Consider the following 11,545-nt stretch of genomic DNA (forward strand, 5'->3'; position numbering starts at 1 on the left):
CCGTGGCTGGCATGCCGAGCCTGGAGGGGATCGCGCCCCTGACCTGCGCCCCGACCGTGCGCACCCCGGGAGGTCTCCCGTGAGCCGGCGTCGCGCCGTCGGTGCGTTCGTGGGCGGCCTCCTCGTGGCCAACTGTGCGCCGCACCTGGCCTCGGCGGTGACGGGACGGGCGCACCTGACGCCGCTCGCCGGACGGGACTCCGGGCCGCTCGTCAACCTGGCCTGGGGCGCGGCGAACCTCGTCGGCGGGCTGGCCCTCACCCGGGCGGCCGTCGGTGCCGGGCGCCGGTGGGACCGGTCGCTGGTGGCGTTCGACGCGGGCGTCGCGACGTTCGCGGCCTGGATGTTCGTCTCCGAGCGGGTGATGCCGCTGAACTCCGTGCCCCGTGCGGGCGGCGACGCGGGCGGGCGGGCGTGAGCGGCGGGCTCTCCCGGCTGCGCCGGGCGTGGGGCGAGTTCGTCGGGCCGGAGGCGCGGCCCGTCGACCACGTCCTCACCGCGGCCACGACGGTGGTCGGCGCCGTCGCCGCGCCGCTGGTCGCCCGCCGGCGCGGCGCGGACCCGGGGCGGGCGGCCGTGGCGTGCGCGCTCGCGACCGACCTCGCCGGCGGCGCCTATGTCAACAACACCCTCGCCTGTGCGCGGTGGTACGAGCGCCCCGGCCAGGGCGACGGCACGCACCTGGCGTTCGCGGCGCTGCACGTGCACCCGGCCGCCGTGGCGTGGCTCGACGCCGGGGCGGGCGGGCGCCGGGTGCCCGGCCCTGCGTGGGCGGCGGCCCACTACGCGTACCTCATGGCGGCGACCGTCGTCGTCCGGCGCTCCGGCGTGCGGCGGCGGGCGCTCGGCGTCGTCCTCACCGCGGGCGGTCTCGTGCTGGACGGGCTGCTCGGCCCGTCGGAGCGCGCACCCTGGTTCGCGTGGACCTACTACCCGAAGCTGCTGCTGGGCCACGCGGGGGCGTCGTTGTGGTCGGACGACGCCCTGCGTGCGGAGCCGCTCCCGTAGCGCTGGGCGCGGGTGCGCTCAGGCGACGCCGCGGAGCCGGGCCGTCAGCCACGGCTCGAGGACGGGGAGCACGGCGTCGGCCCGCATGGCGGACAGGTGGTCCTTGCCGTCCAGCACCTCGACGCCCCAGCCCCCGGCCTCGAGCTCGGCCCGGCGCCGGGCGACGGCACCGGCGATGACCACCTCGACGTCGCCCCAGGCCGGGCCGTAGGTGATGTCGTCCTCGCCGCCCACGACGACGAGCCGCGGCATCGTCAGGTCCAGCGACGTCCGGTCGTCGAACCCGGCGAGCGACTCGTACAGGGTCACGTACTGCCCGGTGAGCTCGGGCGACTGCGTCGTCTGCACGGCGTCCCAGTCCCCGGGCTCCGGGGCGGCCGCGGGCGCGGGCTCAGGCTCGGGCGGGGCGTCCCGGGCGGCGACGGCGAGCGCGTGCGCCGCGCGGGTCACGGTGAGCATCGCGGCGTACGGTCCGTCCAGCGGCGGGTAGCCGCCCATGGCGAGCGCGGTGAGCCGGTCGGTGCGCAGGGCGAGCTGCAGGCCGGCGAGGGCCAGCCACGAGTAGCCGTAGTAGGCGAACCGGTCGGCGCCTGCCGCGTCGGCGACGGCGAGCAGGTCGGCGGCGACCGCGTCGGCCGTGAGGGTGCCGGGCTTCGGCCGGGCGGCGAGGTGGCCCTCGTAGTCGGCGGCCACCACCCGGAAGCCGGCGGCAGCGAGCCGGGTCGCGAGGGCGTGCCCGAGGTTCGGGTCGGCTCCCCATGCCCGCACCGCGTCGGCCTGCGGGCCCTCGGTGGTCGCGGTGCTGACGGGGAGCAGGACGGCGGGGCCGTCGCCGAGGGTCGTGACGTCGAGAGCGGCGTCGTCGTGGAGGCGGGCGGTGGGCATGGGTCTCCCTGGGTGGGGTGGGAAATAACTCCTTACACTGTAAGGCGATGAGAGGATGGCGGCAATGAGCGGGACATCGCGGGAGGCGTCGTCAGCAGGCGGGGGAGCGCAGCAGGTCGAGGCGCACGTGCGCCGCCTGTGGCGGCACCGCGGCGTCGCCGCCCCCGCCCCGCGGCGAGGGCCGCAGCGCCGGCTGGACCTGGACGACGTGCTCGACACCGCCGTGCAGGTCGCCGACGGGGCCGGCCTCGCCGGCGTCTCGACCCGGGCCGTCGCCGCACCGCTGGGTCTCAGCGCGATGGGCCTGTACCCGTACGTCGGGACCAAGGAACAGCTGCTGGCGCTCATGGAGGACCACGCGTCCGTGCTGCCCGCGTGGGACGACCCGGGCACCTCGCTCGCGGACGACCTGGCGGCCTGGGCCGAGCAGCTCTTCGCGCTCTACCGGCGTCATCCCTGGCTGACGGAGCTCTCGTGGACCGAGGCTCCCGGCGGCCCCCACCAGCAGGACTGGCTCGAGCGGCTCCTGGCCGTCCTCGAGCGCTGGCGCACGCCGCCGGGCTCCCGCGCTCCCGTCGTGACGACGCTCTACGCCGTGGTCCGCGCGGCGGCGCAGACCGACGCGGGCCACGCCCGCGCGGCCGCCGGCGACGGCGCGGCGGCGTGGCGCGAGCAGGCGGCGGCGACCCAGCGCCTGGTGGGCGACCTCGACCGGCGGTACCCCCGCGCCCACGCCCTCGTGCAGCACGCGCCGCACGACTGGCAGGACGCGCCCCGTGCCTCCGTGCGGCGCGTCGTCGACGTGCTCTGCGAGGGGCTCGGGACGGGCGGTCGGCCGGGGCGGGCGCCCGCCGGGCCGTGACGGCGGGGCGAAATCTGTTGTCACCGTCACAGGGGACTGGCACCCTTCGTCCGTGATCACTCCCGCGGCCGACCGCCCACGGCTCCTCGCCGCCTACGACGACCAGCTGCGCACCGACGCCGAGACGCCGGGCGCGACGTCCGTCGTGCGCCTCGGTCCCCTGCGGCTCGTGACGTTCGACGGCGGCCGCGGCATGGTGACCTACCGCGACCTGGGCGGTGCCGACGCTGCGACGGTCCGCGGCTTCGTCGCGGCGGCCCTGGCGCACTACCGCGAGGACGCCCACATCTCGCGCGTCGAGTGGAAGACCCGCGGCCACGACGCCGCGCCGGGGCTGCACGACGCCCTGGTCGACCACGGCTTCGCGCCCGACGAGCCGGAGTCGATCATGATCGGCGAGACGCAGGCGCTGGTCGCCGACGTCCCGCTGCCCGACGGCGTCACCCTGCGGCGGATCACCGCCCCGGACGACGTGCGGGCGATGAGCGCGATGGCCGACGAGGTCTTCGGCGACGACCCCGCCACGTCCGGGCACGCCGCGGCGATCCTGCGCCGCCAGGAGCGGGACCCCGCCATGGAGCTGTGGGTCGCCGAGGCGGCGGGGCAGGTCGTGAGCGCCGGACGGCTCGAACCGGTCGCCGGCTCCGACTTCGCCGGGCTCTGGGGCGGCTCGACCCGCCCCGAGTGGCGGGGCCGCGGGATCTACCGGGCGCTCACCTCGGCCCGCGCCCGCTCCGCGCTCGTGCTGGGCAAGCACTACGTGCACAGCGACTCGACCGAGTTCTCCCGTCCCATCCTGGAGCGGTCGGGCCTGGTCAAGGTGTCCACCACGACCCCGTACCTCTGGCGCCGGTAGGACAGGGGGCGTATCGATGGGGCTCGACGACGATCCCTTCGACTACCGGGTCACCCAGGACGGCAAGGTGCTGGTGAGCCGGGGCGGTCGCCTGGTCGTGACGGTCGCCGGGGCGCGCGCCGACCGGCTCGTGGCCCTCCTCGGCCAGGACGACGACACCGACCAGCAGCTGCTGGCCCGGGCGACCGGGAACTACCGACGGGGCAACGAACGGCGCGGCCGGGCGCCGCGGGACAAAGGCGGGCGAAGGTGAGCCGCAGCGGGCTCCTGGCGCGCCGGGCGGGCGCTCACCGCGGCCTGCTCGTGCTCGTGCTGCTGCTGGTGGCGGCGGTGACCGCCGCCGTCGGCACCACCCTGGTCGCGGTGCGCAGCGCCGAGACCGCCATCACGGACGAGGGGCTGACCGCCGCCGACGGCCGCGTGGCGACGCTCGTGGTGACCACCCGTCTGCGCGCGGACCCCGACGGCGCCCGCGGCCAGGAGGAGGCGTTCTCCGAGACCGCCGCCCGCCTGTTCGCGGGTGTGCCCTACCGGCTGGACGTCCAGGAGGTCCCCGACGACGACTCCGACGACCCGTTCCTGAGATGGACGCTGGTCCCGGACCTCGCGGGCACGAGCCCGGCCGACCTGCCCGTCCTGGCGTCGGGGGCCGAGGCGCTGGGGCCCGTGCTGCTCGACGACGACGCCGTGTCCGAGCGCGGGGTCACCGTCACGGGAGAGCTGGGGCAGCGCGCCCAGGCCACGGCGGCGGCGGTCCGCGCGGCGTCGGCGGTAACGCTGGTGCCGCTCCTGCTGCTCGCCCTCGTCGGGCTGGTCGCGGTGGCGCAGGTCGCCCGGCTGCTGGCCGCGACGCGCGAGACGGAGGTGCGGCTGCTGCTCGCGCGTGGCGCGTCCCCCGCCCAGGTGACCCTGGCCGCGGCAGGGGAGGCGCTGGTCGTCTGTGCCGTCGCGGCGATGCTCGGCGGCGCGGGCGCGGCGGCCTGGCTCGCCCTCGGCGGGTCCGGGGGCGCGACCGCCGGAGCCCTCGCGGCCGGCGTCCTGGTCCCGGCCGCGGCGGTGGCGGTGCTCGCCGCGGCCACGCTCGCCGTCGTCGCGGGGCTGCAGGCGCGCGCCGCCGCGGCAGGCCGCCCTGCCGAGCTCTCGGGCCGCGGCCGACGGGCCGCCGCGTTCGGCACCGTGGCGCTCACCGTCGTGGCGGCGGGCGTCACGCTCTGGCTGCTGCGCCGGTACGGCTCGCCGCTGGTGCCCACGCCCGACGGCGGGCAGACCGACGTCGCGGCGGCCGCCGCCCCGGCGCTCGCGCTGGCCGCGGCCGCCGTCCTCGTGGTCGCCGCGCTCGGGCCCCTCGCGCGCGGGTGGGCCGCCGTCGTGGCGCGCGGCCGCGGCGCCGGCGGCGTCCTGGTGGCCCGCCAGGTGTCCCGGCGCCTGGCCGTGGTCGCGGTCCCGATCGTGCTGGTCGTCCTCGCATGCGGTTCGCTGGTGCTGGCCGCGACCTACGCGGGCACGTCCCAGCGGCTGCGCGCGGACACGGCCCTGCTCGCCACCGGTACGGACGTGCGCGTCGTCGGCGCGGGGGACCGGGCCGGCGCCGAGGGCGTCCCGTCCGACGTCTCGAGCGAGCTCGCCGCCCTCGACGGCGTCGCCGGGGCGGAGCCGGTGCTCGTCGCGACCGGCGCCGTCGACCACGTGCCGGCCTCCACGGTCGCGCTGGACCCCGCGGCCGCGGGCGCCGTCCTGCGGGTCCCCGACGGTGCGGAGGGCCCGGCCGCGATGCTGGCCCCGCTCGACGGGGACGACCCCTTCGCGGGTGCACCGGCGCTGCCGCCCGGCACGGACACGCTCGCCCTGGGGGTGACGGGCAGCCTCGTCCTCGGCGAGCTCGAGCTGGAGCCCGGCGCGCGGGTCGACCGCCGGCTGTCCTGGGCCGAGCTCCTGGCGGCGACGCGCGGCGACGACCGCGGGCGCCGCGAGCTCGCGCAGCTCGAGGACTCGGGGGTCGAGCTGCGCCTGTGGCTCGCCGACGGCCGGGGCCGGCTCACCGGCGTCGAGGCGGGCACCCTCGGGTACGACCTCGACGGGGACGGCGACCCCGGGAGCGACCAGGCCGGGACGATCCGCGCGGGCCGGGGCTCCGAGGAGCTGACGGTCCCGCTCCCGCCCCAGGTGCGCGACGCGCCGGCCGGCCAGCGTCTCGTCGGCCTGGACCTGGTGCCGACCGGGATATTCGAGTGGCGGGCCGTGCTCGACCTCGCGGTGGACTCCGTCGAGGCCACCGCCGGCGACGCCGTCCCGGCCCCCGTGGCGCTCGAGGCGGGCGCGTGGGTGCCCGCGACGGGTCTGGGCATGGAGGCGTCGCGGCTGGGCGGGCCGCCGTCGGGGTTCGGCGCACGCCTCGAGCTGGGCTCGGACCAGCCCGGGACCTACCGCGTCGTGCCGGCGGGCGCAGCCGCCGAGCACCTTCCCGCCGTCGTCTCGAGGCCCCTGGCCGACCGGCTCGACCTCGAGGCGGGGGAGCGGACCGAGCTGCCCGTCGGGACGACGCCGGTCACGGTCGAGGTGGCGGGGGTCGCCGACGCCGTGCCGGGTGCCGGGCAGCCCGCCGCGGCGCTCGTCGGGCTCGCCGACCTGCAGGCCTGGCAGCTCGACCGCCTTCCGACCGTGCCGGCCCCGGGCGAGGTGTGGGTCGGCGCCACCGACGCGCGCCGCGCGGACGGCGGGCTGGCCGGGCTCGCGGAGGCTGCCGGCGAGGTGGCGGGGGCGCCGGGGCTCGCCGACGTGACGTCGTCGGAGGTCCCGCCCGGTGCGGCCGACGCGGCCGGGCCGGTCCGCGCGGCCTTCGAGGTCGCGGCGGCCGGCGCCGTCGTCCTCGCCGTCGTCGGGGTGGCCGCCGCCGCGGTGACCACCCTGCGCACCCGCCGGCCCGAGGTCGCCGTGCTCCGGGCCGTGGGGGTGCCGCCGCGGGCCCAGGGCGGGGCGCGCGCGGCTGAGCTCCTCGTCGTGGGGGTGGCGGCGGCCGCGGTGGGGCTGGCGGTCGGCGTGGTCGTGTCGGCGGCGGTCGTCCCGGGGCTGGCGGGGGCCACGCTGACCGGCGCGACGGTGGTGCCGGCGGTCGTTCCGGACGTGGCGTGGTCCGCACTCGCGGCGCCGGGCGTCGTCCTGCTCGCCGGGCTGGTGGGCGTCGCCGTCACGATCCGCGCGCGGGTGGTCGCCCAGGCCCGCGACACCGCCTACCGCGAGGAGGTGCGCTGATGCTCGGGCTCCTGGTGCGGCGGCACCTGCGCACGTCGTGGGGCGCCATGCTCGTCCTGGCCCTGGTGACCCTGCTCGCGGCCGCGGCGGCGACGACCGCCGCGCGGGCGGTCGCCGACATGCGCGCCCGGCAGGTGGACCACGCGACCCAGCACCTCACCCCGCTGCTGCGCGACGCCGTCACGATCGCGGGGAGCGCGCCGGCGGCCGACCCCGGGCTGCTGCCGGAGACGTTCGGGGGCCCGGTCCGCGACGGGTCGGGGCCCACCGTGCCGGACGAGCCCGCGTGGGACGGCTACCTGGCCGGGATGACCGGCATCCGCGACGCGCAGCCGCAGCCGCTGCGCAGCGTGCTCGGCGAGCCCGACTTCGCCGTGGGCACCGACCCCTACGGGGTCGAGATCGTCCCCGGCACCGACGTCGACGAGAGCTCGCTCGTGGTGCGCGCGTCGCCGAGCCTGCGCGAGCAGATGCGCCTCGTCGAGGGCGACTGGCCGGTGGCGACGCCGATCGCCGTGACGTCCTCCGGGCCCGTGCTCGACGAGCCGGTACAGGTGGTCGTGACCGGGCCGACCGCCGACCTGCTCGGGTGGGAGGTCGGCGAGGCGTACCGCTCGGAGTCCCTCGCGTACCCGCCCGTGCGCGTCGTCGGCGTCGTCGAGCCGGTCGACCCGGAGGCGTCGGCCTGGTACCACCAGCCCTTCGCCCGTGCGCCGCAGGTGATCCAGGACTTCGAGCGCGGCAACCTCGTGACGTCCGCCGCGTACACGGCCCCCGCGATGATCGACCCGCTCACGGCGCTGCGCGGGGCGCAGACCCGGCTCTGGTACCCGGTGTCGACCGAGGGCGTCGGGGCGGGCGACGTCGAGCGGCTCGCCGCGCAGGTCCGCGGCCTGACGCACTCCTCGCTGGAGGTCGTCCCCGGTGACCCGGTCCGCCTGCAGCCGCGCACCGAGCTCGCCGGGGTGCTCGACGACGTGCTGGGGGAGCGGGCGGGCACCGACGCGATCCTGGCCGTGCTCGTGGTGGGCCCGCTCGGTGCCGTGGCGGCGGTGATGGTGCTCGCCGCCCGCCTCGTCGTCGACCGCCGCCGGTCCGCGCTCGCCGTCCTGCGGGCGCGCGGGATGACCGGGCTGCAGGTCCGCGCGCTGACGGCGGCCGAGGGGCTGGTCGTGAGCGTCCCGGCGGCGCTCGCGGGCCTCGGGGCGGGGCTGCTGGCGTGGCCGGGCGCCGTCACGGTGCCGCAGGTGCTGCTGACCCTCGCGGCCGCCCTGGCCCCGGCGGTCGCGGCGGCGACGGCGACGATGCCCCGCGGGCTGCGCACCGAGCGGTCGGACCTCACCGCGCCCGGCCGCTCGCGCCTGCGGCTGGTGGCGGAGCTGACGGTCCTCGGGCTCGCGGCCCTGTCCGCCGGGCTGCTGCTGAGCCGCGGGGTCGTGGCGGAGGGCGTCGACCCGCTCCTCGCCGCGACGCCGCTGCTGGTCAGCGTCGCGGCGACGCTGGTCGCCGTCCGCGTGACGCCCTTCGCCGCCCGCGGGCTCGAGCGGCTGCTGGCCCGCCGCCGCGACCTCGTGCCGTACCTCGGTGCCGCCCGCGCGACGCGGGCGTCCGCCGGGGGCGTGGTGCCCGCGCTCGCGCTGGTGCTGTCGGTGTCGGTCGCGACGTCCTCGGCGGTGCTCCTGTCCACGCTCGACGCGGGCGTGGAGCAGCAGGCCCGGGTCGAGCTCGGTGCGGACGTGCGGGCCACCGGGCCTGTGGTGGGCTCCGAGGCGGTCGCGTCGTTGCGCGACGTCGCCGGGGTCGCGGACGTCGCGACGGTGGCCCGCCTCGACGACCAGGGACGGGTCGCCCAGGACGGTCCTGGCGTCCCCGTGGCCGTGCTGGTGGCCGACACCGACGCGCTCGCCCGGGTGCAGGCGCAGGTGCCCGGCGGGCTCCCCGGCGGCCTCGCCGGGCCCGGTGCGGGTGGAGCCGATGGCGCCGTCCCCGCCATGGTGCACGACGTCGACGACGTGGTCCCCGGCTCCCCGGCGACGCTCGAGCTCGGCGACGAGGAGGTCGCCCTCGACGTGGCGCGCTCGGTCGGGACCATCCCCGGCGTGCCCTCCGACGTGCCGTTCGTGCTGGTCGACGCCGCGTCGGCGGCGGCGCTCGACGTGTCACCGGAGCCGCGCACGGCGCTCCTGGCGTTCGAGCCCGACGCCGACGCGCGGGAGGTCGCCGCCGCCGTCGCCGACGCGCTTCCCGGGGCCGAGGTGGACGACCTGCGCTCGGTCACGGCCCGGGTGCTCGAGTCGCCGTCGTCCGCGGGCATCGCGGCGGGCGCCGCCGTGGCGGTGGCCGTGGCCGCCGCGCTGAGCCTGGCGACCGTCGTGCTGATGCTCGTCCTCGCGACGCCGGCCCGCCGGCGGCTGCTCGCCGTGCTGCGGTCGATGGGGCTGCGCGGCTCGGAGGCCCGGGGCGTCGTCGGCTGGGAGGTCGGGCCGTGGGCAGCGGTCGCGCTCGTCGTCGGCGCCCTGCTCGGCGTCGCGGTGCCGCTGCTGCTGCGGGCGAGCGTCGACCTGCGCCCGCTCACGGGAGGCGACGTGCAGCCGCCGCTCGTGCTGGACCCGTGGTGGCTGCTGCTGGCCGGGGCCGGCTTCGTCGTGGTGGTCGCGCTCGGGGTGGGGGTGTCCGCGGCGCTGGGCCGCAGGACGGCGACGGTCGACCGGCTGCGGGCGGAGACGGAATGAGGCGGGCCACGGGCGCGGGCGGTAGGACTGGGCGGACGGGCGAGGAGGAGGCGGGATGACCGACACACGGGCGCGGGCGGACGTCGCCGGGCAGGCACCGGCCGGGAGCGTCGAGGAGATCCGCTGCCGCGGGCTGGTGCGCATCTTCGCGACCGACGGGATCGAGGTCCAGGCGCTGCAGGGGCTGGACCTGAGCGTCGCGCGGTCCGACCTCGTCGCGCTCGTCGGCGCGTCGGGCTCCGGCAAGTCCACCCTGCTGAACATCCTGTCGGGGATGGACACGCCGACCGCGGGGTCGGCGGTCGTGGCGGGCACCGACCTGCTGTCGATGGGGCCTCGGGACCGCGTGCGCTACCAGCGCCGGACCGTCGGGTTCGTGTGGCAGCAGACCGGCCGCAACCTGCTGCCGTACCTCACGGCGGCCGAGAACGTGCGGCTCCCGCTGGAGATCTCGCGCACCGGCCCGCGCGCCGGCGCCGGCCCGCGACGCGACGCGCGGGTCGCCGAGCTGCTCGAGCTGCTCCAGGTCGCGGACGTCGCCCACCGGCGGCCCGACCAGCTGTCGGGCGGGCAGCAGCAGCGCGTGGCGATCGCGGTGGCGATGGCGAGCGCCCCGCAGGTGCTCCTCGCGGACGAGCCGACCGGCGAGCTGGACGAGGCGGCGAGCGTGGACGTGCTGGAGGCGCTGCGGTCGGTGAACGCCTCCACGGGCGTCACCACCCTGATCGTCACGCACGACCCCGCCGTCTCCGAGCACGTGTCCCGCACGGTGCAGATCCGCGACGGGCGCACCTCGACGGAGGTGCTGCGCCGCGTCGAGGTCGGGGAGGACGGCGCGCAGCGGCACGTCGCGGAGGAGTTCGCCGTCCTCGACCGGGTGGGGCGGCTGCAGCTCCCGCCCGACTTCGTCGACGCGCTCGACCTGCGCGACCGGGTCCGGCTCGCGCTGGAGCCCGACCGCGTCGAGGTGCGGCCCGACCGGACGGAGGAGCGATGACGGGCACGACGGTGGACGGGACGACCACGAGCGGGACGGCCACGCGCACGGTGCTGCGGGCCGAGGCCGTCTCGCGCGTCTTCGGCAGCGGCGCGGGCGAGGTGCGCGCCCTTGCGGACGTGTCGCTCGAGGTCGCGGCGGGCGAGCTGCTGGTCGTGGTGGGCCCGTCCGGCTCCGGCAAGTCGACGCTGCTGCACCTGCTCGGCGGCCTCGACCGGCCCACCGCGGGCCGGGTGTGGCTCGACGGCTCGCCCGACGGCGCGGCGGGCGCGCGGGCTGACGCGGCCCGGGAGCTGTCGGCGATGAGCGAGGACGAGCTGCACGCGGTGCGCCGCGGCGAGATCGGGTTCGTCTTCCAGTCGTTCGGGCTGATCCCCGTCCTGTCGGCGGCGGAGAACGTCGAGGTCCCGCTGCGCCTCGCCCGCACCGAGCCGGGGGACCGCGCGCGGCGGGTCGCGGCCGCGCTCGAGGCGGTGGGCCTGGCCGACCACGCCGGGCAGCGGCCGTACGAGCTCTCCGGCGGCCAGCAGCAGCGGGTCGGCATCGCGCGGGCGCTGGTGGACCGGCCCCGGGTGCTGCTCGCGGACGAGCCCACCGGCCAGCTGGACTCGGCGACGGCGACCGTCGTGATGGACCTGGTGCGCGGTCTGGTGCACGAGCGCGGGGTCGCGGCCGTGGTCACCACGCACGACCCGGAGCTCGTGGCGAGGGCCGACCGGGTGCTCGTGCTGCGTGACGGGCGCCTCGAGCCCGTCTGACCGGATGAGCAGCGGGAACGTGCCGTGTCCCGGGCGTGGGAGCGTGACACGGAGGTTGCGGCCAGATACCGGAATGGTCACGGTTCCGGTCACAAAGGGGACCAAGGGTATGACCTGGGCCCCAGACGTGACTAGGCTCACGGGCGCACAGTGCAGTGCGCGCGCTTGCGCCTGCATCCTCGCCGTGGTTTCACCTCC

The 11,545-nt window shown here is 78.2% G+C and carries 10 protein-coding genes; 9 read left to right on the forward strand and 1 reads right to left on the reverse strand.

Annotated features, from left to right (window positions below; genetic code table 11):
* Positions 1–79 precede the first annotated feature (79 nt).
* Positions 80–418, forward strand: coding sequence for a hypothetical protein (locus tag IEW03_RS10495; RefSeq protein ID WP_188523632.1), 339 nt, complete (start codon positions 80–82; stop codon positions 416–418).
* Complete coding sequence (locus IEW03_RS10500) at positions 415–1,008, forward strand: hypothetical protein (protein ID WP_188523633.1); 594 nt, start codon at positions 415–417, stop codon at positions 1,006–1,008. The genes IEW03_RS10495 and IEW03_RS10500 overlap by 4 nt, the downstream gene beginning before the upstream one ends.
* A gap of 18 nt (positions 1,009–1,026) precedes the next feature.
* Here IEW03_RS10500 and IEW03_RS10505 read toward each other — a convergent pair whose 3' ends face one another.
* Complete coding sequence (locus IEW03_RS10505; protein WP_188523634.1) at positions 1,027–1,893, reverse strand: alpha/beta hydrolase; 867 nt, start codon at positions 1,891–1,893, stop codon at positions 1,027–1,029.
* A 64-nt stretch (positions 1,894–1,957) separates the two neighbouring features.
* On the opposite strand from IEW03_RS10505, the gene IEW03_RS10510 reads away from it, so the two are divergent.
* The 7 genes from IEW03_RS10510 to IEW03_RS10540 are packed head-to-tail and all read left to right on the forward strand — an operon-like array spanning position 1,958 to position 11,347.
* Entirely contained in the window at positions 1,958–2,755 is a 798-nt protein-coding gene (locus IEW03_RS10510; RefSeq protein ID WP_188523635.1) for a TetR/AcrR family transcriptional regulator, read from the forward strand.
* 55 nt (positions 2,756–2,810) lie between these two features.
* Complete coding sequence (locus IEW03_RS10515; RefSeq protein WP_188523764.1) at positions 2,811–3,611, forward strand: GNAT family N-acetyltransferase; 801 nt, start codon at positions 2,811–2,813, stop codon at positions 3,609–3,611.
* Between the two features lie 16 nt (positions 3,612–3,627).
* The gene (locus IEW03_RS10520; protein ID WP_188523636.1) at positions 3,628–3,864 is read left to right on the forward strand and encodes a hypothetical protein; all 237 of its coding nucleotides are present in this window, start codon (positions 3,628–3,630) and stop codon (positions 3,862–3,864) included.
* Positions 3,861–6,860 carry an FtsX-like permease family protein gene (locus tag IEW03_RS10525; protein WP_188523637.1) on the forward strand — a complete coding sequence of 1,000 codons (3,000 nt, stop codon included), beginning with the start codon at positions 3,861–3,863 and terminating at the stop codon, positions 6,858–6,860. Before IEW03_RS10520 ends, IEW03_RS10525 begins: the two co-directional genes overlap by 4 nt.
* On the forward strand, positions 6,860–9,592 hold the full coding sequence (locus IEW03_RS10530) for an FtsX-like permease family protein (protein ID WP_188523638.1): 2,733 nt from the start codon (positions 6,860–6,862) through the stop codon (positions 9,590–9,592). Before IEW03_RS10525 ends, IEW03_RS10530 begins: the two co-directional genes overlap by 1 nt.
* Before the next feature lie 55 nt (positions 9,593–9,647).
* A complete protein-coding gene (locus IEW03_RS10535) occupies positions 9,648–10,589 on the forward strand; it encodes an ABC transporter ATP-binding protein (RefSeq protein ID WP_188523639.1) in 942 nt (313 codons plus the stop codon).
* Positions 10,586–11,347, forward strand: a complete 762-nt coding sequence (locus IEW03_RS10540; RefSeq protein WP_188523640.1) for an ABC transporter ATP-binding protein — start codon at positions 10,586–10,588, stop codon at positions 11,345–11,347. Before IEW03_RS10535 ends, IEW03_RS10540 begins: the two co-directional genes overlap by 4 nt.
* The last annotated feature ends 198 nt before the right edge of the window (positions 11,348–11,545 follow it).

It is taken from the genome of Isoptericola cucumis, assembly GCF_014635665.1.
GTDB lineage: Bacteria > Actinomycetota > Actinomycetes > Actinomycetales > Cellulomonadaceae > Isoptericola > Isoptericola cucumis.